The sequence below is a fragment of the Streptomyces sp. NPDC027962 genome, from assembly GCF_055566095.1.
The window spans coordinates 49,969-74,529 of sequence record NZ_JBVHTA010000001.1 but is presented as its reverse complement, the minus strand read 5'-3'; the positions used below and the strand labels follow the sequence as shown (position 1 = coordinate 74,529).

Below are 24,561 nucleotides of genomic sequence, written 5' to 3'. Positions count from 1 at the left end.
GGTACGCTCCGCCGGGCGCGTACCCCCACGAATCAGTCGTGCGCTGGTGTTACGGCTGCTTCAGGAACAGGTCGTTGATGTCGATGTAGCTCGACTCGACGCTGTACCGCACACCACCGATGTTCGAACCCGACAGCTGGATCTGCTTCGAGTAGTAGACCGGGGCAGCGGGGTTGATCTCCTCCACGATGCGGTGGTGGATCGACTCCCACTTCTTGGCAGCGGCCTCCGGCTCCAGCGTCAGGGCCTCGTTGATGCCCTCGGTGACCTGCTTGTCCTTGATGTGCGAGTAGTTCGGCGCACCGTCGGCGATGAGGTCACCGTCGTAGACCGGCGTGATGACGGTCGACGGCGACGGCCAGTCCTGGCCCCAACCGGTCATGTAGAGGTCGAACTTGTTGCCGACCTTGCCGATCTGCTCGTAGAACGTCGCCCGGTCGATCTCCTTCGCCTGGATGTCGAAGCCGATCTTCTTCAGCGCGTCCTTGATGATGACCATCTGCTTCTGGCCACGCGGCGTGTTGGAGTAGGCGTAGGTGAGCTTCGTGCCCTCCTTGACACCCGCCTCCTTCAGCAGCTCCTTGGCCTTGGCCGGGTCACCGTTCGGCTTCTTCAGCTTGCCGAATGGGTCGTACGTCGAGTCGAAGCCCGGCAGGGTCGGCGCCAGCAGACCGCCGGCGAGCTCGCCGCCGTACTTGCCGCCGTCCGCCTGGATCATGGACTGGTTCGGGATCGCGTACGTGATCGCGTCACGGACCCGCTTGTCCTTGATCCGGTCCAGGTTGAAGGTCATCTGCCACACGTAGGGCTGGTAGCCCTTGACCGTGCGCTTGTTGACCGACGGGTTGGTGACGACGTCCTGGATCTGGGCCGGGTCGACCGAGTCCGTGAACTGGATGGCGTTCTTGGCGTCACCCTGGTCGGCGATGAGGCGCTTGGTCTGGCTCGGCTGGTCGATCGTCGACGAGAAGTTGTAGCCGTCGACGTACTGGTGCCGGACCGAGTCGGTCTTCGGGTCCCAGTTCTCGTTCTTGACGAGCTTCATGGACTTGCCGGGCTTGTACTCGGCGATCTTGTACGGGCCGAGCGCCTTCGGAGCCTTGTCGTACTTCTCCTTCGTGTCCGCCTTCTCGGGCACGATGGCGTAGCCGGCCATGGCGAGGGCCTGCGGCAGGTCGGGCTGCGGCTTGTCAAAGTTGAAGACGACCGTCTTCTCGTCCGGCGTCGCGAGCACGCTGTCCGGCAGGTGGTCACCCTTGTACGGGCCGTCCGGCAGGTCCTTGCGGTAGTCACCGCCGGACAGCCAGTCCTGGATGTAGGTTGGGCCGTCGAAAATCACCTTCGAGTACATGCGCTCGATGGTGTGGCGGACATCCTTGGACGTGATGACGTTGCCGTCCTGGTCCTTGATGCCGTCCTTCAGCGTGTACGTCCAGGTCTTGCCGCCGTTGGACGACTTGCCCGAGTCGGTGGCGATGTCACCGACGACGGTCAGGTTGCCCTTGTCGTCCTCCTGGAAGTTCGTCAGACCGCGGTGGATCAGGTTCGCGAACTGGCCGGCGTCGCTGACGTAGATCTGACCCGGGTCCATGTGGCTCAGGTCGGACTGCATGTACACGTTGATGAAGCCGCCGGACTTGGCGCCCGCCACGGGGGCGGACGGACCGGTGGAGGCAGCAGCGTCACCGTAGGCAACCGGCTGGGACTGCTCCGCGGCGTCCTTCTGGGACTTGGACTCGTCCTTGCCCTTCTTGCCGCTGTCGCTGCCGGAGCAGCCGGTGAGCGCCAGGGAGCCGGCCGCCATGGCGACGACTATGGCCCGCGCGGTACGCGATCGAATGGCCTTCATGATGCTACTTGCACCTACCTGTCGGTTGTTATCCAGAAGAGCTGCCTGGCCGTCCGGTTGCCCGGCGCGAGGGCGGCAGCTGCCCTCGCCCATGGACGTCACCGTCCGGTCTTGGGGTCGAACGCGTCGCGTACCGAGTCACCGAGCAGGTTGAACGACAGGACGAAGACGACCATGGCGATGCCCGGGAAGAACATGAACGCCGGGTCCTGCTCGTAGATCTCGGAGCCGATCGCGAACATGCGTCCCCAGTCCGGAGTCGGCTCAACGAAGCCGACACCGACGAAGGAGAGGAACGCGATGCTCAGAATGGCGCTGGGCAGCATGTAGGTGCCCTGCACCAGGATCGGGGTGACGATGTTGGGCAGGATCTCCTTGCGGACGATCCGCCAGCGGGAGGCTCCCGCCACCTTGGCCGCTTCCACGAACTCGCGGTCGCGCAGCGTGAGTACGGAGCTGCGCACGAGTCGCGCCATACCCATCCAGCCGAGGAACCACATCACGAGGACGATCGCCACGGCACGGAGGTAGGTCGGGGTCTCGTCCGTCGGGGAGACGAACAGAGCGGTCACCACCGGCATGAAGGCGATGAAGAACAGCTGGCTCGGGAAGGCCAGGAAGAAGTCGGTCACCCGGCCCAGCCAGTAGTCCGTCTTGCCGCCGAAGTAGCCGCCGACCATGCCGATGATGACGCCGGTGAGGACGCTGAGGAACGTCAGGACGAGCGCCATGTACAGCGAGGTGCGCATGCCGTACAGCAGCATGGTGAACACGTCGCGCCCCAGGTTCGGCTCGACGCCGAACCAGAACTCGCCGGAGATGCCGCCCATCGGACCGGTGGGCATGGCGAAGTCGTCCAGGAGGAAGGGGTACTCCGGCTCCTGCGCGTACAGCGTGTACGGGTCCTTGCCGTACACGGCCGAGATCACCGGCGCGAGCGCGGAGATCACGAAGAAGAAGAGCACCACGGCGGCGGAGATCATACCCGTGCGGTCACGTCGGAAACGCAGCCACATGAGCTGGCCGGGGGAACGGCCCACCGGGTCCTTGGATCCTGCCTCTGCGGTCTTCTTCGAGGTCTGGTCGTCCAAGGCGACAGAGGCCTCGACGTCCTCGGTCTCGATTGGACTGGTCATGGTGTGTCCATTCACAGGTGTCGGAATACCCGCGGTCCTGCGCACCGGGACGGCCGGCCCGTGAAGGGCGCACCGTCGCCGTCGCCGCATGACGATCTCCGGCACCGGCCGTCACCCCGTGCGGGTACAACCGAGACACCGCACGTCCGATGGGATCATCCGAGGGCCGTGCGGCTGGAAGGAGCGTCAACAGGGGATGGATTCCACCCCTAGGAGCGCGAGTTGAGGGGCTGAGCGGGCCTCAGAGTCGCTGGTCGCCGGTGACGACCGGACCGGATGTGCCGTGCGATACGAAACTGGTTGTCCAAGTCGTCCGCGAGATCCGCGACGGCGACTCGAACCAACTGGCGCTCGTGACACCGCGCATGGGTTCCTCCTCATGAGTCCACGTGTTCACTGCATGTCGAGTACAGCGCCCTCCACCGACACCCCTGCAGGCGAAGAGCAGCACTCCGTGTGCTCGTGAGCCTCGGCGCTCCCCACAGCGCTTGACCCATTGACCCGAGCTCATTGGAGCCAACTATTAAGTAGGAGAGCCTTGTAAACCACACTTAAAGGGTCTCGTTTTGACAACATCGAAGGCACTCCGATGCCCGAAACCCGGATAAAATGATCACAGACAGACACCCGCGAAACGGACCCTTAACACTTGTTCCGGAGTGCGATGGCCGATATACGGACGCCGGGCCGAGGAAACAGGTTGACGGACGACACCCTCGGCTGATGGCCGCCGACCGGGCGCCGGAGTGGGTACAGGGCGGCTTCACGGGCCGGCGTCCCCCGGATTTCTTCTCCACGACCCCGTGAGTCATTCCTGTCGGCGCGAGAGCGGCCGGGACGCCCTGGTCCACTCCGTCCCCTCCCGTCGCGTCCGTACGCCCCGGCGCGCCAAAAGGCCCGGCCCCCCGCAGTGTCTGCGAGGGGCCGGGCCGGGTGCTCAGCGCTGCGCCGGAGCTCCGGCGGTCCCGTCAGCCGTGCTTGGCACGCGAAGCCGCGCGGCCGCGCTCCTTCTGGTCCAGGACGACCTTGCGGATGCGCACCGCCTCCGGGGTCACCTCGACGCACTCGTCGTCACGGCAGAACTCCAGCGACTGCTCCAGCGAGAGCTTGCGCGGCGGCACGATCGCCTCGAACGAATCGGCCGAGGACGACCGCATGTTGGTGAGCTTCTTCTCCTTGGTGATGTTCACGTCCATGTCGTCGGAGCGGGAGTTCTCGCCGACGATCATGCCCTCGTACACCTCGGTGCCGGGCTCGGTGAACAGCACGCCGCGCTCCTGAAGGTTCGTCATCGCGAACGCGGTGACGGCACCGGAGCGGTCGGCGACCAGCGAGCCGTTGTTCCGGGTCTGCAGCGGGCCGAACCACGGCTCGTGGCCCTCGTGGATGGAGTGCGCGATTCCCGTACCGCGGGTGTTGGTCAGGAACTCCGTACGGAAGCCGATCAGACCGCGCGAGGGAACGACGAACTCCATGCGGACCCAGCCGGAGCCGTGGTTCGACATGTTGTCCATGCGGCCCTTGCGGACACCCATGAGCTGGGTGACGGCACCCATGTGCTCCTCGGGCACGTCGATCGTCATGCGCTCGACCGGCTCGTGGAGCTTGCCGTCGACCTCCTTGGTGACGACCTGCGGCTTGCCGATGGTCAGCTCGAAGCCCTCACGGCGCATCTGCTCGACCAGGATGGCCAGCGCCAGCTCACCGCGGCCCTGCACCTCCCAGGCGTCGGGGCGCTCGGTGTCGAGCACGCGCAGCGAGACGTTACCGATCAGCTCGCGGTCCAGACGGTCCTTCACCTGACGGGCCGTGACCTTGCGGTCCTTGACGGCGGCCTTCGCGTCGGCGCCCTTGCCGGTGCCGCCACGTCCGACCAGCGGCGAGGTGTTGGTGCCGACGGTCATCGAGATCGCGGGCTCGTCGACCGTGATCAGCGGCAGCGCGATCGGGTTCTCCGGGTCGGCGAGCGTCTCGCCGATCATGATGTCCGGGATGCCGGCGACGGCGCAGATGTCACCGGGGCCGGCCACCTCCGCGGGCTTGCGGGTGAGCGCCTCGGTCATCATCAGCTCGGAGATCCGGACGCTCGAGATCGTGCCGTCCCGCTTGATCCAGGCCACGGTCTGGCCCTTGCGCAGCTCGCCCTGCTCGACACGGAGCAGCGCGATGCGGCCGAGGAAGTTGTCGGCGTCGAGGTTGGTGACGTGCGCCTGCAGCGGGGCGGCGTCGTCGTACTCCGGGGCCGGGACGTGCTCGAGGAGCGTGCTGAAGAACGGCTCCAGGCTGGTGCTGTCGGAGGGGACGGTGCCGTCCTCCGGCTTGGTCAGCGAGGCGACGCCGTCACGGGCGCAGGCGTAAACGATCGGGAACTCGATCTGCTCCTCGGTCGCGTCCAGGTCCAGGAACAGGTCGTACGTCTCGTCGACGACCTCGGCGATCCGGGAGTCGGGGCGGTCCGTCTTGTTGATGCAGAGGATGACCGGCATCTTCGCGGCGAGCGCCTTGCGCAGCACGAATCGGGTCTGCGGGAGCGGACCCTCGGAGGCGTCGACGAGGAGGACGACCGCGTCCACCATCGACAGACCGCGCTCCACCTCGCCGCCGAAGTCGGCGTGGCCGGGGGTGTCGATGATGTTGATGGTGATCGGGGCCCCGCCGTCCTTGGGGTGGTACTTCACGGCGGTGTTCTTGGCCAGGATCGTGATGCCCTTCTCACGCTCCAGGTCGTTCGAGTCCATCATGCGGTCGTCGAGGTGCTCGGCCGCGTGCGCGGCGAAGGCGCCGGCCTGCTTCAGCATGGCGTCGACCAAGGTGGTCTTGCCGTGGTCGACGTGGGCGACGATGGCAACGTTACGGATGTCGTGGCGCGTGGGCATGCTGGCTGGCGCTTCTCTCGATCGTGGGATGCGGCGTCGTTCGTTCCTTGTACGCCCGCCGGGCGGACACGCCACGGCTTGTCCCATGGTACGGGGCCGCCGGGACAAGGACCCCCCGGAACTGTCGGGTCCGGGAGAAGGAGGCGGGGATCACGCCTGGAGGGGCTGCGGGGCGGGGCCTCGGCGCGGGAATCGGGTGCCGTGCGGGGACTGGGGCCGGCCGGGATCGGGTGCCGTGCGGGGAGTGGGTCCTGGCTCGGTTTCGAGCGATTGCGTGGGCGGGTGCTGGGCCGATTCCGTGGTCGGGTTCGGGGGCCGACTCGCGGCCGGGTTCCAGGGCCGGTGCTGGTGTGGTGCGGGCGGTGCGGGACGGCGGCCGGCAGAGGGGGCTGCCGGGGTCCGACGGGCGAGCGGGCATACGTGGTGCGAGCCTGGGTCGAGGTCGGCACGAGCTTGCCCGCCGGCGATGCCGGCGGGCAAGGAAATTGAGCCAGTTCTGAGGTTGTGACCTGCGGTTTCTCCGGATGCGGCTACTTCTTTCCGGCGGCCTCGGCCTTCTTGAAACCAATGTCCTGGTATCGCGGGTCGCCGTACCCGAAGGCGCCCGCGTTGACCACCTGCTTGCGGACCGCGACCAGCTCGGGACGCTGGAACAGCGGGATGGAACCGGCAGCGGCCCAGATCCGGGCGTCGGCCCTGCGCATCAGGTCACGGGCGGCCTCCGGGTCGAGCTCGCCGACGGCTTGGGCGAAGAGCTGGTCGACGTAGTCGGTGCCGACCCGGGTGTAGTTCTGCTCGACGAGCAGCGAGCCGTCGGAGGCAGGCTTCGGCTTGGCGTAGATCGGCCGCGCGTCCGTCGCCGGGTAGGCGCTGGAGGGCCAGGAGTACAGGGCCAGGTCGTAGTCGCCGGAAGCGACGTGGTCCTTGAAGTAGCTCTCGTCCTCGACCTTGACGATCTCGGTCTGGACGCCGATCCGGTCCAGCATCTGCGCGATCTTGTCGCCGACGGTGCGCAGCACCTCGGAGCCGGGGCTGGAGGGAAGGACGAAGCGGAGGGTGAGCGCCTTCCCGTCCTTGCCGAGAGGGCCGCCCGCGGCGGCTTCCCCGGGAGCCGCGGTGCCGCGCGGGGCGTAGGCGCCGGCCATGCCGCCGCTGCCCGGGGCCGCCTTGTCGGCCGTACCCTCGTCGAGCGAAGCGGCCTGGCGCTCGAGGACCTGGCGCTGGAGAGCGGCGCCGGGGCCGGGGGCGAGGATGTGCGTGCCGCGGTCACCAGGCTTGCCGTCGCCGACGGTGTAGAGGCCGTCGTCCGCGGCTGCGTCGCTGTTCTTCGCGGCGCTCTTGTCGACCGCCTTGTCGGACGTCGCGCCCGATGCCGTGTCGGACGCCTTGCCGGCCGCCTTTTCGGACGCCTTCTCGGAAGCCTTGTCCCCCGCCTTGTCGGACGTCGCGCCCGATGCCTTGGCCGACGGCTCGGCGGTGGCCCGCCCCTTGTCCTCCTTCTTCTCCTTGTCCTTGGGCTTGTCGGACTTGCCGGCCTCGCCCCCCGCCTTCGCCGGGTCCGGCTCCTCGCGCAGTCCGCCGGGCGTCCAGCCGGCGTCCGCGAGGAGCGCCTGCGCCTCCTGCGTGTTCTGTTCCCCGAGTGCGTCGCTGTTGTCGGTGTACGCAGGCTGGCCGGCCAGCGCCAGGTGGCTGCCGGGTGGCTCGGCGGGCAGGCCGAGCGGCGTCAGCACGGTCTCCGCCAGCGCCTTGCGGTCCAGTGCGCGGGCGACCGCGCGGCGCACCCGGTCGTCGGCGAGCGGACCGGACTCGCCGTTGAGCGCGAGCTGGGTGTACGCGGGCTCCAGCGACTTGCGGATCTCGTACTTGGCCAGCGCGGACTGCTCGGCCGCGTACTTCTTTTCTGCCGCGGCCGCCCGCTTGCGCGCTTCCTGTGCGACCTCGGCCAGCTCCTCGTCCGAGCCGTGGGCGATCGCCCAGGACTTGAGGGCGGCGGAGGGAGCGGTGGCCGCGCCGGGGCCGTAGGCGAGCGGGCGGCCGCCGCGTCCCGCGTCCTTCACGGCGTAGGAGATACGTTCCGCCGCCGAGGCGCTGACGTCCGCCAGGTCCACCCGTCCCGCGGCGAGTGCTTCGACGCGCTCCTCGCGCGGCACCGCGGTCAGCACCAGGCTGTCGAGCTTGGGACGGTCTCCCCACCAGCGGGGATTGGGGACCAGGGTGGTGGTCTCCGCCTTGAGGTCGATCTTCGAGATACGGAAGGGGCCGGCCGTCGCCTTGAGCTTGGTGCGGGCGCCGTCGTTGAAGGACGCCGGGGTCGCCGTCACCTGCTTGGGGTAGAGCGGCGTGAACAGGGACTGCCAGTCCGCGTAGGGCTTGGTGAAGGTGACCTTGACCTCGAGGTCGTTCGCACCCCGCTCGATCTTCTCGATCCGGTCGTACCCGGCGTTACGGGCCGTCCAGTACGCAGAATCCTTTCCGCTCAGTGCTCGCCACTGGGTGAGGAAGTCCGCGGCGCCGATCTCCCGGCCGTCGCTCCAGACGGCCTGCTGGTTGAGCTTGTAGAGCACGACCTGCTTGGGCTCGCGCTCGACGATCTCGGCCGATTCGAGATAGTCCGGATTGCGCTGCGGCCTGCCGCTCTCGTCGAGGGTGAACAGTGCGGGCAGCACGGCACCGGTGATCCTGCTGGTGGTGGCGTCCGCGTCGGCCTGGAAGAGGTTGAGCGTGGCGGGCATCGCGTCGACGGCCCAGCGCAGGGTGCCTCCGTCGGCGACGAGGTCGCGGTCCGCCGGCGCGATGTCCTGGGCGGGGGGCTTGCCGCGGCTCTCCTCCTCGCCCGAGCTGCATCCGGCGAGGACGGGCAGTACGAGCACTCCGCTCGCAAGCAGTGCCACGGGACGGAGCCTTCGGGAGCATGTCCGCCCACGGGGGGCTTCGACCTGGGACATGGCTTGTACCTCTTCGTCCTGTTTTGTCGAATTTAGCGATGATCACACCGATTCCCCTCACTGAAGTGGACGGAGCACGGTCCACGACGGAGACACGGCGCGCAGCCCGCAAAGGCCACCCGTGCGGGCGAACCGAGAACGACCCGCACCGTGACATAAAGGGCGAAAATGGGGGGAGTGAGACAACGACCATGAGGGGCGCGCGACGGCGCATGCACCGGGAATCCCTGCACATCCCTTCACAAGGGGGGATGTGACGCGCGACACTCGCAGGCGCATGAGCGATGCCACCGCACCCTGCGGAAGTGAGGGCAAGTCATGTCAGAGCAAGAAGACCTGGCGGCGATCCAGAGCCGTCTCGACGAGCTGGTCCGGCGCGTCGGGCAGCTGGAACAGACCGTCGACCAGCTCCGCGGCTCCGGGCCGGCCCCTGCCGACGTGCAGGCGACCCCGGTCCGCCCCGAGCTGGTCACCATCCCGGACGCCCCCTACGACAACGCCCTGTGGACGGACTCGGACGACGAGGGACTGGGCGTCCGCGACCGGCACGCGCCCTGACCGGGGCGCGTACGGCGGGAGCCGGCCGTAAGTCGGCCGGCTCAACGGAGCCCACCCCCCGATCCCACTCCACCCGGAGTCTTCGTTGGCCACAGATACCGAACCACCACAAGTCAATACAGGCGTGCACGGGGCCTCACGCGCCGCCATCGGCCCCCGCCATCTGCGGACGGACCGCTGGTGGCTCGCCCCGGCCCTGACCGCCGCCGGGCTGCTCGCCTTCATCGTCTACTCGACGTGGCGCGCGTTCGCGAACGCCGACTACTACGCGGCGCCGTATGTCTCGCCGTTCTACTCGCCCTGTCTGGCCGAGAACTGCGTACCGATGCGGTCCGGCCCCAACTGGGAGATCTTCGGCAGCTGGTGGAGCCTCTCCCCCGCCCTGCTGATCCTGATCTTCCCCCTCGGCTTCCGGCTGACCTGCTACTACTACCGCAAGGCCTACTACCGGGGCTTCTGGGCCTCGCCCCCGGCCTGCGCGGTCGCCGAGCCGCACAAGAAGTACACCGGCGAGACCCGCTTCCCGCTGATCATGCAGAACATCCACCGGTACTTCTTCTACGCCGCCCTACCGGTGGCCGGGATCCTCACCTACGACACCGTTCTCGCCTTCCGCGACGAGGACTACGCGTGGGGCCACATGGGCCTCGGCACGATCGTCTTCCTGATCAACATCGTGCTGATCTGGGCGTACACCCTCTCCTGCCACTCCTGCCGGCACATCGTCGGCGGCAGACTGCGGCACTTCTCCAAGCACCCTGTCCGCTACCGGCTGTGGGGCTGGGTCGGCACGCTGAACGCCCGCCACATGCAGCTCGCATGGGCGTCGCTGTTCAGCGTCGCGCTCGCCGACTTCTACGTCTATCTCGTCGCGTCCGGCGCCTTCGACGATCCGAGGCTGTTCTAGATGGAAGGTCCTGATGACTGAGCTCGAACGGCAGCAGTGGGACGTCGTCGTCGTGGGCGCGGGCGGCGCGGGCCTGCGCGCCGCCATTGAGGCGCGCGAGCGGGGCGCGCGTACGGCGGTGATCTGCAAGTCCCTGTTCGGCAAGGCGCACACCGTCATGGCGGAGGGCGGCATCGCCGCCTCCATGGGCAATGTGAACCAGGGCGACAACTGGCAGGTGCACTTCCGCGACACGATGCGCGGCGGGAAGTTCCTCAACCAGTGGCGGATGGCCGAGCTGCACGCCCGCGAGGCACCGGACCGGGTGTGGGAACTGGAGACCTGGGGCGCCCTCTTCGACCGCACCGCGGACGGCCGGATCTCCCAGCGCAATTTCGGCGGCCACGAGTACCCGCGCCTCGCGCACGTCGGCGACCGCACCGGCCTTGAACTGATCCGCACCCTCCAGCAGAAGATCGTCGCGCTGCAGCAGGAGGACAAACGCGAACTCGGCGACTACGAGGCCGGTTTGAAGGTCTTCCAGGAGTGCACGGTCACCCGGGTGCTCAAGGAGGACGGCAGCGTCTCCGGCGTCTTCTGCTACGAGCGGGAGTCCGGCCGCTTCTTCGTCCTCGAGGCCCCGTCCGTCGTCCTGGCGACCGGCGGGATCGGCAAGTCCTTCAAGGTGACCTCCAACTCGTGGGAGTACACCGGCGACGGGCACGCGCTGGCGCTGCTCGCCGGCGCACCGCTGCTGAACATGGAGTTCGTGCAGTTCCATCCGACCGGGATGGTCTGGCCGCCGTCCGTGAAGGGCATCCTCGTCACCGAGTCGGTGCGCGGAGACGGCGGAGTGCTGCGCAACTCCGAGGGCAAGCGGTTCATGTTCGACTACGTCCCCGACGTGTTCAAGGAGAAGTACGCGCAGTCGGAGGACGAGGGCGACCGATGGTACGACGACCCGGACAACAACCGCCGTCCCCCCGAGCTGCTGCCCCGTGACGAGGTGGCGCGGGCCATCAACGCCGAGGTCAAGGCGGGCCGCGGCTCCCCGCACGGCGGGGTGTTCCTCGACGTCTCGACGCGGATGCCGGCCGACGTCATCCGGCGCCGGCTGCCGTCGATGTACCACCAGTTCAAGGAGCTGGCCGACGTGGACATCACGGCGGAGGCCATGGAGGTCGGGCCCACCTGCCACTACGTGATGGGCGGCATCGCCGTCGAGTCGGACACCGCCGCCGCACTCGGCGTCCCCGGGCTGTTCGCGGCCGGCGAGGTCGCGGGCGGAATGCACGGCTCCAATCGCCTCGGCGGGAACTCCCTGTCCGACCTGCTCGTCTTCGGCCGCCGGGCCGGACTCCACGCGGCCGAGTACGCCCAGCGGCTCCCCGCGCGCCCCGCCGTCGACGAGGTCCAGATCGACGCGGCCGCGGCGGAGGCGCTGCGCCCGTTCAGCGCGGAGGGCCCGACGGACGGGGCGGCGCCGGAGAACCCCTACACGCTCCACCAGGAACTGCAGCAGACGATGAACGACCTGGTCGGCATCATCCGGCGCGCGGGCGAGATGGAGCAGGCCCTGGAGAAGCTGGCCGAGCTGCGCGCGCGGGCGAGCCGGGCCGGGGTCGAGGGCCATCGGCAGTTCAACCCCGGCTGGCACCTCTCACTGGACCTGCGGAACATGCTGCTCGTCAGCGAGTGCATCGCACGGGCGGCGCTCGAGCGCACGGAGAGCCGGGGCGGCCACACCCGTGAGGACTGCCCCGGCATGGAACGCGAATGGCGCCGGGCCAACCTGGTGTGCCGGCTCAAGGAGCCGGGCGACCCCGCGACCAGCGATCCGGCGGACGGCCGGATCGAACTCGAGCGGACGACGACCGAACCCATCCGTCCCGACCTGCTCGGCCTCTTCGAGAAGGAAGAGCTGGTCAAGTACCTCGCCGAAGAGGAGCTGACCGAGTGAGTGCGTACCAGGCCCACTTCAGGGTGTGGCGGGGCGACCAGGACGGTGGCGGCCTCGAGGACTTCACCGTCGAGGTGAACGACGGAGAGGTCGTCCTCGACATCGTCCACCGCCTGCAGGCCACCCAGGCGTCCGATCTCGCGGTCCGCTGGAACTGCAAGGCCGGCAAATGCGGTTCGTGCAGCGCGGAGATCAACGGCCGTCCGCGTCTGCTGTGCATGACGCGCATGTCGGTCTTCTCGCCGGACGAGACGATCACGGTCACCCCGCTCCGCGCGTTCCCCGTGGTCCGGGATCTGGTCACCGACGTCTCCTTCAACTATGCGAAGGCCAGGGAGATCCCGTCCTTCGCGCCGCCCGCGGGAGTCGCGGCCGGTGACTACCGGATGCAGCAGATCGACGTGGAGCGGTCGCAGGAGTTCCGTAAGTGCATCGAGTGCTTCCTGTGCCAGGACACCTGCCATGTGGTGCGTGACCACGAGGAGAACAAGACCGCGTTCGCCGGACCGCGCTTCCTGATGCGGGTGGCCGAACTGGACATGCACCCCCTGGACTCGGCCTCCGAGGCGGGCGTGGACCGCAGGACGACCGCTCAGGACGAGCACGGACTCGGCTATTGCAACATCACCAAGTGCTGCACGGAGGTGTGCCCCGAAGGCATCAAGATCACGGACAACGCTCTGATCCCGCTGAAGGAGCGAGCCGCCGACCGCAAGTACGACCCACTGGTGTGGCTGGGCAACAAGATCAGGCGCCGGGAGGGCTGATCGTTCCGTCCCGCTCGTTTCACGAAGGGCGGGCCGTCTCGGGGGCGTTGACGTACGGCCTGGAGCTGCCGCCGGAGCGCGCCGAGGGCGCTCGGCGGCAGCTCGGCGTCGCCCAGCCCGCCCTGCGGTCCTGCGGGTCGTCAGCTCTGCGGGAGCCGGCCCCAGCCCTCCCGGTACGCCGCCCAGTCCTCGTCGAGCGCCGCGAAGTCCACGTACAGCGCGACCCCGAACCGCTCGCGCTCGCGATCGGTGCGCCCGAGGCCGAGGCGGGTGCCGCGGACCGCTGCCGCGACCGTCTCGGCGTTCTCGTGATGGCCCCAGTCGTCCTCGTGGAAGAACGGCAGCCCCATCAGCAGATCGGTGCTCTCCGGTGTGACCTCGAGCGCCAGCGTGGTCTGCTGTGCGACATAGCCGCCGTAGAGACTCTCCAGCGGCATCCAGGTGTCGTAGGACATGACGGCGATCTGGTCGACGCGCCGTGCCACCTCGCCGAAGAACTGCTGCGACCACCACTTCTGGCGGCCGGTGAGCGCGCCGTTCACGCGGTGCGCGGCCGGCAGGGGGTCTATCTGATGCGCCGCGACGGACAGCTGCGCCTTGCGGCTCGAGGTCAGCTCGCGCAGATCGTCGAGCAGCGACAGATAGTCGCGGTCGCCGGAGAGCAGCGGTTCGAGGTCGAAGTGGACGCCCTCGAAACCGGCGTCGAGGATCTGCCGGGCGGAGGCCACCACCGAGGCCCGTGACCTCTCGTCGTCCAGGTGGAGCCCGTTCGGCCCCTCGGTGGCGAGCACGTCGCCCAGCCAGGCCTGGATGCGGATGCCCGGCATCTCGCGGTGCACCGCGTCGATCAGCCACCGTGCACGGGGGTAGCGGTCGGCGGGCAGCGTTCCGTCGTGCTCGAGCGGTCCCGCGTGCACGTACAGGTCCTTGATGCCCGTGCCCCGGATCCGCTCGGCGAAGGCCACGACGTCGGCGTCCTTCTTGCGGCCGTCCACCCAGGCGTGCCCGAGCCATATCGCGTCCTTGCCGCGCGTGCGGGTGCCGTCCTCGGTGCCGCCCGCGTAGTTGAAGCGCAACGCCACCGCCCCGGCGAGCGGCGGGACCAGCAGGACCAGCGCCAGCGCGAGGGCGATCCTCTTCGGCCACTTCAGCCGCCGGCTCCGCCATCCCCGTACGACCGCACGCCCCAGGGCACGCGGCCGCGTGCCTGTTCCTGCTCCGTTTTTGATCCCCATGGGACGCAAGACCGCGCAGGGGCTCCTGCGGTTCCGCCGGCGTCCGGTCGCGGCGGGACAGAGCGCGACTTAGCCTCCGAAATGTGATGCGAGCAGCCACCCGCGCCCTCCTCGCCGCACTGGCGGCGGCATGGTGGCTGATCGTGCCCGCCGCCGCGGGAGCCGTTGCCGACGAACCGGTGGACCTCTCACGCCAGGGCCAGATCACCGACCGCGCCGGGGCTCTGGACGACCGCGAGGCACAGGTGACCCGGGCCCTGGACCGGCTCTACCAGGGGCAGCGGCTGCAGCTCTTCGTCGTGTACGTGACCGACTTCTCCGGCCGCTCCGCGCAGCAGTGGGCGGCGGCGACCGCGGACAGGAACGGGCTCGGGCAGAGCGACGCCCTGCTCGCCGTCGCCACCCAGGACCGGCAGTACGCCTACTGGGCCGACGACGCCTCACGCCTGACCGACGCGCAGCTCGCGGAGGTCGCCGCCGTGGCGGTGGAGCCTGCGCTGCGGGAGAACGACTGGGCGGGCGCGGCCATCGGGGCGGCGGACGGCTACGGCGCCGTGCTGGCCGGAGAGCCCGTACCCACGGTGGACATCACCCCCGGAGAGGCCGAGCCCGGCGCGGGCGGTGGCGCCGGGACGGGCGCGGGCGATCTCGTCCTGCCGATCGCGGTGCTCGGCGGCGCCGGCGCGATCGCCGTCTACACGTACACCAGACGCAAGCGGCGCACGGCCACCCGCACCACACCGCGGGGCGGCCAGGAGGGCTGGGGGGCGCCGGAGCAGACCTCGCTCCCCGAGCTCGACGCGAAGGCCCGGCAGGCCCTGGTGGACACGGACGACGCGGTGCGCACCAGCCAGGAGGAACTGGGTTTCGCGGCGGCGCAGTTCGGTGACGACGCGGCGAAACCGTTCACCGAGGCGGTGGTGCAGGCCCAGAACGAGCTGACCGCAGCATTCCGCCTGTGTCAGCAACTGGACGACGCGTATCCCGAGGACGACGCCACCCGCCGCAGAATGCTGGACGAGATCGTGGCCCGCTGCACCGAGGCCAATCGCCGGCTCGACGCCGAGTCCGAGGACTTCGACCGGCTGCGTGACCTGGAGCGGAACGCGCCGCAGGCACTCGCCGCGGCCGAGGCCGCCTTCGGCGACGTGAACGGCCGGATCGTCAGCGCGGAGGCGACCCTCGGCGTGATGCGCGAGCGGTACGCCCCTTCTGCCGCGGCGCCCGTCGCAAACGACGTGGAGCAGGCCAAGGACCGGCTGGACTTCGCGACGGCCGGCCTCGACCGCGCCCGGCAGGCGATCGCGGCCGACGACAACGGCGCGGCGGCCGTTCAGGTACGGGCCTCGGAGGGGGCCGTCGCTCAGGCTGCCCGACTCGTCGAGGCCGTCGACCGGCGGGCGCAGGAGCTGGCGGAGGCGGCGGGGAAGCTGCCGGGCGCGCTGACCGAGACGGAGACGGACCTTGCAGAGGCGCGCGGACTGCTCGAGGGCACGGAGGAAGGCACGTCGACCGCCACGCTCCAAGGCCGGATCGCGCGGGCGGAGACCGTGGTCGCGGAGGTGCGCGGCACGATGGAGGCAGGACCGTACGACCCCATCGACGCCCTGCGCCGGGTGGAACGGGCCGACGCCGGCCTGGACGAGGCACTGGGCGGGGTACGGGAGAGCGAGCAGGGCGCGCGGCGTACCCGGGCTCTGCTGGAACGGGCGATGCTCGCTGCCCGCTCCGGCGTCGGCGCCGCCGCCGACTTCGTCACCACGCACCGCGGCGCCGTCGGCAGCGAGGCCCGGACGCGGCTGGCGGAGGCGCGGCGGCGGCTGGAGCGTGCGGAGATGCTGGCCGCGGGGGACGGAGCCGGGGCCGATCCGCAGGCCGCGCTGACAGAGGCGCAGCGCGCGGACTGGCTGGCCCAGCAGGCGCAGAGCCTGGCGGAGAACGATGTGCGCGGATTCGGCAACCCTTTCGGGCCGGGCGGTGCAACAGGAGCAGGAGGCGCGGGAGGTGGTGGTCTCGGGGGCGCGGTGCTCGGCGGGATCATCCTCGGCGGAATGTTCGGCGGCGGGGGAAGGGGCGGGGGCCGGCGCGATGGTTTCGGAGGCGGACCCGGCAGCTTCGGCGGCGGGGGCACACGTGGCCGGATGGGCGGCGGCCGTTTCTGACACACGTCCTGTTGTCCGTACTGCGTTCAAGGAGCAATGGCATGACCAAGCAGACCGTTCTCGGCCGGGTCGCCCAGCTGGCGAAGGCGAACATCAACGCCCTGCTGGACCAGGCCGAGGACCCGCAGATGATGCTCGACCAGCTGATCCGCGACTACACGAACAACATCGCCGAGGCGGAGCAGGCGGTGGCGAGCACCATCGGCAGTCTGCGCCTCATGGAACAGGACCATCAGGAGGATGTGGAGGCGGCCCGGGAGTGGGGCGTCAAGGCGCTGGCGGCCAGCAGGAAGGCGGACGAGCTGCGCGGCTCGGGGCGGACCGCGGAGGCCGACAGGTTCGACAACCTGGCGAAGGTGGCGCTGGGCAGACAGCTGCAGTCCGAGCAGGAGGCGAAGACCGCGGAGCCGACGATCGCCTCCCAGACGGTCGTCGTCGACAAGCTCAAGTCGGGCCTGGAGCAGATGAAGGCAAAGCTCGGCGAGTTGCAGGCGAAGCGGGACGAGCTGGTGGCGCGCGCGAAGTCCGCCGAGGCGCAGAACCGGATGATGGACGCCGTGAAGCGCGTCGACGTCCTCGACCCGACGAGCGAACTGCACCGCTTCGAGGACAAGGTGCGGCGCGAGGAGGCGCGGGCAATGGGAAAGCAGGAGCTCGCGGCGTCGTCGCTGGACGCGCAGTTCGAGCAGTTGGACGCCACGAGCGACGACGCGGAGATCGAGGCGAGGCTGACGGCGCTCAAGGCGGCATAGCGACGGCTCCGCTGCGTGAGCGTTCTCGCCTCCCCGGAGCGGCCGCACCCGCCGACGTCAGAACATGCTCAGCAGCTGCTCCACCGTCGGCTCCGCCGACCCCTCCCCGTCCGGCAGCGCCAGCTCGAACCAGACCGTTTTGCCGCGCGGCGTCCTCCGCGAGCCCCACGCCGCGCTCAGCAACCCGACCAGTTGCAGGCCGCGGCCGCCCTCGTCGGTGTCGCGGGCGCGGCGGCGCCTGGGCTGGACGAGGCCCGCGTCCCATACCTCGCAGACGAGGGTCCGGTCCTGCAGCAGCCGCAGCCGGATCTCGCCCTCGCCGTAACGCAGCGCGTTGGTGACGAGCTCGCTGACCAGGAGCTCGACGGTGTCGATGAGGGGCTCGAGGTCCCAGCTGATCAGCTGGGCGCGGGCCAGCTCGCGGGCCCGGCCCACGGAACGGGGCTCGCGCGGCAGCCGCCAGTCGCCGACGGCCTCCGCGGGCAGGCCCTGTATGCGGGCCATCAGCAGCGCGATGTCGTCCTCGCCGTGCCTGGTCTCGAGGGTGCCGAGCACGTGGTCGCAGACGTCCTCGAGGGGGTGCACAGGGTCGGTGAGCGCGGTGCGGAAGGCGCGCAGCCCCTCGTCGAGCGGATGCTCGCGGGACTCGACCAGCCCGTCGGTGTAGAGCGCGAGAAGCGCGCCCTCGGCGAGTTCGACCTCCACTTCCTCGAAGGGCTCGCCGCCCACTCCGAGCGGCATCCCGGGAGGCACGTCCAGCAGAAGTGCTTCCTCGCCGGGTTCGACGAGAACGGGGGGAAGATGACCGGCGTTGGCGAAGGTGCAGCGGCGGGTGACGGGGTCGTAGACGGCGTAGACGCAGGTGGCGAGATAGACCTCGGAGAGGTCTGCCTCGCGGGACTTGTGGGCGACGCGCGAAGGGACCTGGGCGCCGCCGCCTCCGGAGCGGCCGCCCTTGGCGGGGCTGCCGAGTCCGCGGGCGATCTCGTCGAGCGCGGAGAGCACTTCCGCCGGTTCGAGGTCGAGCAGCGCCAAGGTCCGTACGGCGGTGCGCAGTTCGCCCATGGCGACGGCGGCCCGCAGTCCGCGGCCCATCACATCGCCGACCACCAGCGCGGTGCGGTGCCCGGGCAGTTCTATGACGTCGAACCAGTCGCCGCCCACCTCGGTGGCGGTGGTGCCCGGCAGGTAGCGGCAGGCGATGTCGAGGCCGGCGGCCTCCGGGTCGCCGGGCGGCAGCAGACTGCGCTGCAGGATGAGTGCGCGCTCGTGCTCCCTGCGGTACAGGCGGGCGTTGTCGATGCAGACGGCGGCGCGGGCGGCGAGCTCGACGGCGAGGGCCCGGTCCCGCTCCCCGAAGGGCTCGCTGCCCTTGGTCCTGGAGAACTGCACCAGTCCGACGACCGTGTCGTGCGCGACCATCGGCACGGCCAGGGTCGACTGGACGAGGCTTCCGTCCTCGCCGGGGATCGAGCGCACCCTCGCGGTGCGCAGGGCCCCGGCGCAGGGCGAGTTGAACGGGTAGCGGTGGACCTCGCCGACGGCGGTGGGAGCGGCCCCTTCGGGCGCGCAGCCCGGGGTGGTCATCAGCGGGCCGTCGGAGACGGCGCTGGCGAAGGCGACCCGGCGCAGTTCGGCGCTGCCTCCCCCGAAGCCCTCCGAGCGGGCGGACCCCCACTGGCCGGGCGGGGCCTCGTCGCCGGTGAGCAGTCCCTGGTAGAGGTCGACGGAGGCGAGGTCGCAGAATCCGGGGACGGCGACGTCGAGGAGTTCGCGGGCAGTGGTCTCCAGGTCGAGGGAGTTGCCGATGCGCGCGCTCGCCTCGTTGAGGAGTGCGAGATTGCGGCGGGCGTTCGCGGCTTCGCGGGCGGCGATATGACGGCGTGTGACGTCGGTGCCGAGGCCGGCGACGCCGACGGGCCGGCCGGAACCGCCGTGCACGCGGTAGAGGTTGACCGACCAGTGCCTGCGGTCCGTACTACCGGGCGGGGCGCCGACGATCTGCAGGTCGGTGACGGATTCGCCGGTCTCCAGCACCCTCCGCAGGGCAGCGTTCATCCGCTCGGCTTCGGGGCGGGAGAGGTAGTCGTGGACGGTGCGCCCTCTGTGGTCGTCGGCGGCGCCTCCGAAGACGGTGGCGAAGCGCTGGTTGGCGCGCTGCACGGTGAGATCGGTACCGAAGAACAGGAAACCGAAAGGAGATTGACCGAAAATGGCCTGCGAGGCGGCGAGATCCGTCTCGATCCTTCGCAGTGCGCGCACGTCGACGACGATGCAGAGCGCGGCCTGTTCGCCCCGGGGCGTCTGGCTGGGCATCACATAGACCTCGGCGAGGCCGTGCACACGGCTCCCGCCCGGCATCCGGAACGGGACGAGTCCCGTCCACTCCTTGCCGTCGAGGATCTCCGCGACCTTGCGGTGGCCTCTCGGGCGGAGCTCCGCCGGCATGAAGGCCTCGACCGGGTCCTTGCCCCTGACCTCGTCGGCAGTGATGCCGAACAGCTCCACGGCTCGGTGGCTCCACTGGTCGACCAGGCCGTCACGGCCGATCGAGAAGGAGGCCACCTTGATGTAGTCATAGATCGAGCCAGGCGGGCTGCTCTGCCACACGACATCGCTCGCCGTCTCAGGTATTTCGCTCACGCGACCGTCCCCTCCAGCTCACCGCACCGGACCGGCCATGACCGCAGTATTCAGCACTACGGCCCCCACCGGCACGGCGTTCACGATCACAGAGAGGTCTCGTTCATTTCGAGCCGCCTGCGTGATCGTCGTCCCTCCCCACTTCTAACCAGGGAGAGCCAGCTCGAACCACACGGTCTTGCCCGTCCTGCCCCGCCGCGTGCCCCAGCGCCGAGCGGAACAGGCCACCAGTTGCAGTCCGCGTCCGCTTTCGTCCTCGGCGCGGGCGGACCGTTCGACAGGCGGATCCGGAAGCGGATCGGAGACCTCGACCAGCAGAGCGGGGGCGGTGCCGGTGCCGTCCTGGCGGAACAGCCGAACGCCGATGGGACCGGGGGTGTACCGCTGGGAATTGGTCACGAGCTCACTGACCAGCAGCACTGTCACATCCCCGACCGACGCGTCCACTCCCCACTCTCTCAAGGTGTCGCGGACGGCATGGCGGGCCGTGCGCACCACATCGGGCTCGGCCGGAAAGGTCCACTCGGCGCATTCGCCTTTGGTGCCGATCACGCCGATCACTTCCCCAGACCACCAGCGGACCCGTGTCCCGTTTCGGGCGGTTAGTGGGGACATACCCTACTTTCGGGTCGTGTTACCGCACCCGGACCTCAATGGATGCACCGCGGCTCGAACGGCGCGCAACTCACCGGCGCACGCCCTCCCGCGAGCTCCCACTGTGGCGGCGCGCCCACTCGGCCACCGCGGGCCGGTCCTGCTCGAGCCAGTCGACGTCATCCAACTCGCCGGGCGCCAGCCAGCGCAGCGCGTCGTGATCCTGGAGCGGCCTGGCCTCACCGGAGACCAGCCGGACCGTCCACACCCGCAGTACGTAACCGGGCTTCAGCGGCCACTCGCCGGGGATGCGCTCCACCGGCTCCGCCTCGATCCCCAGCTCCTCGCGCAGCTCGCGCACCAGCGCCTGCTCGGGGCTCTCCCCCGGCTCCAGCTTGCCGCCCGGGAGCTCCCAGCGGCCGGCGAGATCCTCGGGCGCACTGCGCCGCGCGGCGAGGAGCCGCCCCTTGTCGTACACGGCTCCGGCCACGACCACCACGCGATCAGTCATGCGGCGGAGCGTACTGCGCGCGGCGGAGCACTCGGGAAAAGCACTCCGGCCGACGGCTCAGCAGCCGGTCCGGCCGACGGCTCAGTGGCCGGTCCGGCCGATCCGTTCGACCCAGTAGAGCTGCTTGTGACCGCGGCCGTCGAGGGTGTCCGCGATCTTCTGCGCCTCATCCTTCGTGGCATACCTGCCGACGCGGTAGCAGTTGCCGTTGTCGTCCTGCCGTATGACGAGCCATGGAAGCATCGTGCCGCTGTCGGTCATCGCACCCCTCCCTCGTCCAGCTTGGCCGTCCGTAACGATCGCCAGGAAACCGCAGTACGCATATGCCGAAGCCTACGCCTGGCATTTACGGAGCGGATACGGGTTTTTACAAAGAGGTAGAAGAGCGGCGCATATCCGGCCGGATACACCCCATTCCTGCCCGAGATGCGCCAGGCGCGCGCTCGGCGCATCTCGGGCAGGCGCGCCCGGCGCCCCGGGCGGGCAGGGTCCGGCGCGATCGGCGGGCGCGCGCCGGCGCGATCGGCGCGGCGGCGGGAAGAAGGCGGACGACCTGTCCGCCTGCCGGTCACTTCACGGGCAGGTGGTACGCGACGCGGTAGCGGTCCGCCGGCACGACGACGTCCGCGGTCTCGACGGCCCGGCCCGAGGCGTAGTACGTCCGCTCGACGACCATCACCACATGGCCCGGCACGCCGCCCAGCGCCAGCAGCTCCTCCGCAAGACCGGGCCGGGCGCCGACCTCCTCCACCACGTTGTCCACGACGACGTCGATGGCGGCCATCCGCTCGACGACTCCACAGCCGCCGAGCGGGCCCTCCTCGGGGAGCATGACCGGTGTGCGGCCGGTGACTTCGAGGGGCTCCCAGGAAGTGGAGAGCATCATCGCCTCGCCCGCGTCACGGAACACATAGCGGGTGCGCATCACCCGGTCGCCGGGCTTGATGCCGAGGCGGGCCGCCACCTCGGGAGCGACCGCCTCCTGCTCACTGCTGGACTCCCAGCTCCCCCGGGCGCCTTCCTCCGCCTGCTCCTGCCGGAACGGACTGGCCCCGGACGGCGCCCGGAAGCCGGAGCGGGCGACCCTGCGCGGCACCGGCCTCTCGCGCACATACGTCCCGGACCCGGAGCGGCCCTCCACCAGACCCTCCGCCATCAGGACCTTGCGGGCCTCGAGGGCGACCGTGTCCGAGACGCCGTACTCCTCGCGGATGCGGGCCTGGGAGGGGAGTCGGGTGTGCGGCGGCAGCGAGCCGTTCACGATCTTCTCGCGGAGATCGCTCGCAACGCGCAAGTAGGCGGGCTGCTCACCGAATGTCACTGGCCACTCCCCAACAGGTTGACAGACCGCGACAGCGTCGCAACCGACGGTCGCCGACCGCAAGCAGGGGCCAAGGTTTCACTCGAAGTGATGATTCGCCGGTGGGGGGAGGTTTACCGCCGGTAGGAACGGCCGCCTGGCCCCACCCCTTGACGTCAATGGTCCATACCAATACGTTCCTGTGCACACGACACCGTTCACGGAATCCGTTTTCCGGTCCGCGCACAGGAATGAGTCCGATGCGTCGGAGAACCTTTGTCCGGACGGCCGTTGCCGTCTGCTCGCTCTCGCTCGTCGCCGCCCTCGCCCCCGTCGCGGCCGCCGCACCCACCGGTCCCGCCCCGTCCGCCCTCCCCGCCCAGACCGATCGTCACAGCCACAGGGGCCTGGGCGGTGCGATGTTCTGGTCGCTCGACGGGGACACCGCGGACGGCGAGCTGATGGCCGCCGTGGACAGGGGGCTGGACCGCCGCCGACCGGCAGGGGTCGCGGTCCGGCCCGGGAGGCTCGGAAACCATGCAGAAGGGGGCGGCCGCGTGAGCGGCCGCCCCCCTGTGATGCTCAGCCGGTTACCGGCTCGTGGCTGACAACTGCACTGTCATGCCTGCAGCGTTCAGAACTGCAGCGCCCACGAATCGATCTTGCCGGTGTCCCACCACGCGTTGTCGCTGACCCGCAGCTTCCACGTGCCGTTGGCGGTCTCGGAGGACGCGTTCACCGAGTAGGTGGTGATCACGTTGTCCAGGCTGCCGCCGGAGCCGTACGGCTTGAGGTTGTACACGGAGCCGTCGGGTGCGACCAGGTCGATCCGCAGGTCACCGATGTAGGTGTGCTTGATGTCGACCGGCACGCGCAGGTCCGTCGGTGCGTTGCCCGTGACACCGCTGACGGTGATCGGCGACTCGACGGTGGCGCGGTCGTTGATGGCGTAGTCCGCGGTGTTCTCGAACGTGTCACCGGGCGGCTCGGTGCTGCCGCCGTCACCGACGTAGAGCAGGCGGTTCGGGGAGCCGGAGCCCGGGTTGCCCACGACACCGCTGGTGGCGGCGGTCGTCAGGGCGGAGGACACCTGGGCGGGGGTCGCGGTCTTGTTCTGTCCCAGGTAGATCGCGGCCGCACCGGCGACGTGCGGGGTGGCCATCGAGGTGCCGGAGATGGTGTTCGTCGCCGTGTCGCTGGTGTTCCAGGCGGACTTGATCGACGAGCCCGGGGCGAAGATGTCCAGCACGCTGCCGTAGTTGGAGAAGCTCGACCGCGCGTCGGAGCTGGTGGTGGAGCCGACGGTGATGGCCTCGGAGACGCGGGCGGGCGAGTAGTTGGAGGCGTTGGAGCCGTCGTTGCCCGCGGCGACCGCGTAGGTGATGCCGGAGGCGATGGAGTTGCGCACCGCGGTGTCGAGGGCGGTGTCGATGCCGCCGCCGAGGCTCATGTTGGCGACAGCCGGCTTCACGGCGTTCTGCGTCACCCAGTCGATGCCGGCGACGACCTGCGCGGTGGTGCCGGAGCCCTGGTTGTTGAGCACACGGACGCCGACGATCTTGGCCTTCTTGGCCACGCCGTGCGCGGACCCCGCGACCGTTCCGGCGACGTGCGTGCCGTGGCCGTGGCCGTCCTGCGCCGTGTTGTCGTTGTCGATGGCGTCGTAGCCGTTGAACGCCCGGCCGCCGAAGTCGCTGTGGGAGATGCGCACACCGGTGTCGATGATGTACGCGGTGACACCGTCACCAGCGCTGTCGGGGTAGATGTAGTTCTGGTTCAGCGGCAGCGCCTTCTGGTCGATCCGGTCCAGGCCCCAGGAGGGCGGGTTCGGCTGCGAGCCAGAGATCTTGAAGACGCGGTTCTGCACGACGGAGTCGACGGCCGGGTCCGCGGCGAACTTCTTGGCCTGCGCCTCGGAGAGCTCGACGGAGTAACCGTTCAGCGCGGCGTTGTACGTCTTCTTGACCTGCGCACCGTACTTGGCCGCGAGCCGCTTGCCCGCCCTGGAACCCGCGTCGGCGGCGGACTCGTCGAGCGTGACGATGTAGCTGCCCTTGATGGCTCCGGGCGCGCCCGCGTTCTGGATGAGGCCTTGGGGTGCGGGCTCGACCGCGGTGGCCGGAAGGGCGTAGGCGGTGCCGAGCGCAAGCGCGGCGACGGCTATGGCGCTGGCCGCGGCGAGTCTTCGCCGCGAGTCACGCATCACAGACATGTGAGGGGTCCTCCTCATAGGTGGTGCGTTGCTGTGGGGGTTAGCGACAGGGGCATGCCAATTCCGCGACTCCAAGTCCGCGTCATACGCATACGCCCGTCGAGCGAAAAGATTGACCGATCCATAGGAATCCCACAAGAGGCCCGACCCACACGTAACGGGCACGCCACACGAC

At 69.7% G+C, this 24,561-nt stretch carries 18 protein-coding genes; 7 read left to right on the top strand and 11 right to left on the bottom strand.

What is annotated here, in order from left to right:
* Positions 1 to 49 precede the first annotated feature (49 nt).
* The 4 genes from ACZ4SA_RS00360 to ACZ4SA_RS00345 form a co-directional block, all read right to left on the bottom strand.
* Positions 50 to 1,849, bottom strand: a complete 1,800-nt coding sequence (locus tag ACZ4SA_RS00360; protein WP_468267797.1) for an ABC transporter substrate-binding protein — start codon at positions 1,847 to 1,849, stop codon at positions 50 to 52.
* 98 nt (positions 1,850 to 1,947) lie between these two features.
* Positions 1,948 to 2,985, bottom strand: a complete 1,038-nt coding sequence (locus tag ACZ4SA_RS00355) for an ABC transporter permease (protein WP_468267794.1) — start codon at positions 2,983 to 2,985, stop codon at positions 1,948 to 1,950.
* Between the two features lie 968 nt (positions 2,986 to 3,953).
* On the bottom strand, positions 3,954 to 5,861 hold the full coding sequence (gene typA, locus ACZ4SA_RS00350; RefSeq protein ID WP_468267791.1) for a translational GTPase TypA: 1,908 nt from the start codon (positions 5,859 to 5,861) through the stop codon (positions 3,954 to 3,956).
* A 530-nt stretch (positions 5,862 to 6,391) separates the two neighbouring features.
* A complete protein-coding gene (locus tag ACZ4SA_RS00345) occupies positions 6,392 to 8,806 on the bottom strand; it encodes an ABC transporter family substrate-binding protein (RefSeq protein ID WP_468267788.1) in 2,415 nt (804 codons plus the stop codon).
* Between the two features lie 318 nt (positions 8,807 to 9,124).
* Here ACZ4SA_RS00345 and ACZ4SA_RS00340 point away from each other — a divergent pair, with 318 nt between their 5' ends.
* The 4 genes from ACZ4SA_RS00340 to ACZ4SA_RS00325 all read left to right on the top strand — a co-directional run bounded on the left by ACZ4SA_RS00340 (position 9,125) and on the right by ACZ4SA_RS00325 (position 12,977).
* Positions 9,125 to 9,364, top strand: a complete 240-nt coding sequence (locus ACZ4SA_RS00340; protein WP_468267785.1) for a hypothetical protein — start codon at positions 9,125 to 9,127, stop codon at positions 9,362 to 9,364.
* An 85-nt stretch (positions 9,365 to 9,449) separates the two neighbouring features.
* Positions 9,450 to 10,271, top strand: a complete 822-nt coding sequence (locus tag ACZ4SA_RS00335; RefSeq protein WP_468267782.1) for a hypothetical protein — start codon at positions 9,450 to 9,452, stop codon at positions 10,269 to 10,271.
* A gap of 13 nt (positions 10,272 to 10,284) precedes the next feature.
* Entirely contained in the window at positions 10,285 to 12,210 is a 1,926-nt protein-coding gene (locus ACZ4SA_RS00330; RefSeq protein WP_468267779.1) for a fumarate reductase/succinate dehydrogenase flavoprotein subunit, read from the top strand.
* Complete coding sequence (locus ACZ4SA_RS00325) at positions 12,207 to 12,977, top strand: succinate dehydrogenase/fumarate reductase iron-sulfur subunit (protein ID WP_468267776.1); 771 nt, start codon at positions 12,207 to 12,209, stop codon at positions 12,975 to 12,977. The genes ACZ4SA_RS00330 and ACZ4SA_RS00325 overlap by 4 nt, the downstream gene beginning before the upstream one ends.
* A gap of 140 nt (positions 12,978 to 13,117) precedes the next feature.
* On the opposite strand, the gene ACZ4SA_RS00320 is transcribed toward ACZ4SA_RS00325, so the two are convergent.
* The gene (locus tag ACZ4SA_RS00320; RefSeq protein ID WP_468267773.1) at positions 13,118 to 14,212 is read right to left on the bottom strand and encodes a glycoside hydrolase family 18 protein; all 1,095 of its coding nucleotides are present in this window, start codon (positions 14,210 to 14,212) and stop codon (positions 13,118 to 13,120) included.
* 86 nt (positions 14,213 to 14,298) lie between these two features.
* On the opposite strand from ACZ4SA_RS00320, the gene ACZ4SA_RS00315 reads away from it, so the two are divergent.
* Complete coding sequence (locus tag ACZ4SA_RS00315; RefSeq protein WP_468268428.1) at positions 14,299 to 16,374, top strand: TPM domain-containing protein; 2,076 nt, start codon at positions 14,299 to 14,301, stop codon at positions 16,372 to 16,374.
* 41 nt (positions 16,375 to 16,415) lie between these two features.
* A complete protein-coding gene (locus ACZ4SA_RS00310; protein WP_468267770.1) occupies positions 16,416 to 17,126 on the top strand; it encodes a PspA/IM30 family protein in 711 nt (236 codons plus the stop codon).
* A gap of 57 nt (positions 17,127 to 17,183) precedes the next feature.
* Here the strand turns inward: ACZ4SA_RS00310 and ACZ4SA_RS00305 are convergent, their stop codons facing one another.
* The 5 genes from ACZ4SA_RS00305 to ACZ4SA_RS00285 all read right to left on the bottom strand — a co-directional run bounded on the left by ACZ4SA_RS00305 (position 17,184) and on the right by ACZ4SA_RS00285 (position 22,195).
* The gene (locus ACZ4SA_RS00305) at positions 17,184 to 19,769 is read right to left on the bottom strand and encodes a SpoIIE family protein phosphatase (RefSeq protein WP_468267767.1); all 2,586 of its coding nucleotides are present in this window, start codon (positions 19,767 to 19,769) and stop codon (positions 17,184 to 17,186) included.
* Between the two features lie 144 nt (positions 19,770 to 19,913).
* On the bottom strand, positions 19,914 to 20,330 hold the full coding sequence (locus ACZ4SA_RS00300; RefSeq protein ID WP_468267764.1) for an ATP-binding protein: 417 nt from the start codon (positions 20,328 to 20,330) through the stop codon (positions 19,914 to 19,916).
* Between the two features lie 124 nt (positions 20,331 to 20,454).
* Complete coding sequence (locus ACZ4SA_RS00295) at positions 20,455 to 20,874, bottom strand: (deoxy)nucleoside triphosphate pyrophosphohydrolase (protein WP_468267761.1); 420 nt, start codon at positions 20,872 to 20,874, stop codon at positions 20,455 to 20,457.
* A gap of 81 nt (positions 20,875 to 20,955) precedes the next feature.
* Positions 20,956 to 21,135, bottom strand: a complete 180-nt coding sequence (locus ACZ4SA_RS00290; RefSeq protein WP_468267758.1) for an SPOR domain-containing protein — start codon at positions 21,133 to 21,135, stop codon at positions 20,956 to 20,958.
* Between the two features lie 307 nt (positions 21,136 to 21,442).
* Positions 21,443 to 22,195 (bottom strand): GntR family transcriptional regulator, encoded by a 753-nt coding sequence (locus tag ACZ4SA_RS00285; RefSeq protein ID WP_468267755.1) that lies wholly within the window; start codon positions 22,193 to 22,195, stop codon positions 21,443 to 21,445.
* Between the two features lie 239 nt (positions 22,196 to 22,434).
* Here ACZ4SA_RS00285 and ACZ4SA_RS00280 point away from each other — a divergent pair, with 239 nt between their 5' ends.
* Complete coding sequence (locus ACZ4SA_RS00280) at positions 22,435 to 22,782, top strand: hypothetical protein (protein WP_468268486.1); 348 nt, start codon at positions 22,435 to 22,437, stop codon at positions 22,780 to 22,782.
* A 26-nt stretch (positions 22,783 to 22,808) separates the two neighbouring features.
* Here the strand turns inward: ACZ4SA_RS00280 and ACZ4SA_RS00275 are convergent, their stop codons facing one another.
* Positions 22,809 to 24,386, bottom strand: a complete 1,578-nt coding sequence (locus tag ACZ4SA_RS00275; protein WP_468267753.1) for a S8 family peptidase — start codon at positions 24,384 to 24,386, stop codon at positions 22,809 to 22,811.
* Between the last annotated feature and the right edge of the window lie 175 nt (positions 24,387 to 24,561).

What these genes read in the sequence shown, in the direction of transcription:
- ACZ4SA_RS00355 (WP_468267794.1), bottom strand. Translation starts at nt 2,985, where the DNA reads ATGACCAGTCCAATCGAGACCGAGGACGTCGAGGCCTCTGTCGCCTTG.
- ACZ4SA_RS00330 (WP_468267779.1), top strand. Translation starts at nt 10,285, where the DNA reads ATGACTGAGCTCGAACGGCAGCAGTGGGACGTCGTCGTCGTGGGCGCG.
- ACZ4SA_RS00290 (WP_468267758.1), bottom strand. Translation starts at nt 21,135, where the DNA reads ATGACCGACAGCGGCACGATGCTTCCATGGCTCGTCATACGGCAGGAC.
- ACZ4SA_RS00315 (WP_468268428.1), top strand. Translation starts at nt 14,299, where the DNA reads ATGCGAGCAGCCACCCGCGCCCTCCTCGCCGCACTGGCGGCGGCATGG.
- ACZ4SA_RS00345 (WP_468267788.1), bottom strand. Translation starts at nt 8,806, where the DNA reads ATGTCCCAGGTCGAAGCCCCCCGTGGGCGGACATGCTCCCGAAGGCTC.
- ACZ4SA_RS00295 (WP_468267761.1), bottom strand. Translation starts at nt 20,874, where the DNA reads ATGACTGATCGCGTGGTGGTCGTGGCCGGAGCCGTGTACGACAAGGGG.
- ACZ4SA_RS00280 (WP_468268486.1), top strand. Translation starts at nt 22,435, where the DNA reads ATGCGTCGGAGAACCTTTGTCCGGACGGCCGTTGCCGTCTGCTCGCTC.
- ACZ4SA_RS00360 (WP_468267797.1), bottom strand. Translation starts at nt 1,849, where the DNA reads ATGAAGGCCATTCGATCGCGTACCGCGCGGGCCATAGTCGTCGCCATG.
- ACZ4SA_RS00310 (WP_468267770.1), top strand. Translation starts at nt 16,416, where the DNA reads ATGACCAAGCAGACCGTTCTCGGCCGGGTCGCCCAGCTGGCGAAGGCG.
- ACZ4SA_RS00320 (WP_468267773.1), bottom strand. Translation starts at nt 14,212, where the DNA reads ATGGGGATCAAAAACGGAGCAGGAACAGGCACGCGGCCGCGTGCCCTG.
- ACZ4SA_RS00340 (WP_468267785.1), top strand. Translation starts at nt 9,125, where the DNA reads ATGTCAGAGCAAGAAGACCTGGCGGCGATCCAGAGCCGTCTCGACGAG.
- ACZ4SA_RS00275 (WP_468267753.1), bottom strand. Translation starts at nt 24,386, where the DNA reads ATGTCTGTGATGCGTGACTCGCGGCGAAGACTCGCCGCGGCCAGCGCC.
- typA (WP_468267791.1), bottom strand. Translation starts at nt 5,861, where the DNA reads ATGCCCACGCGCCACGACATCCGTAACGTTGCCATCGTCGCCCACGTC.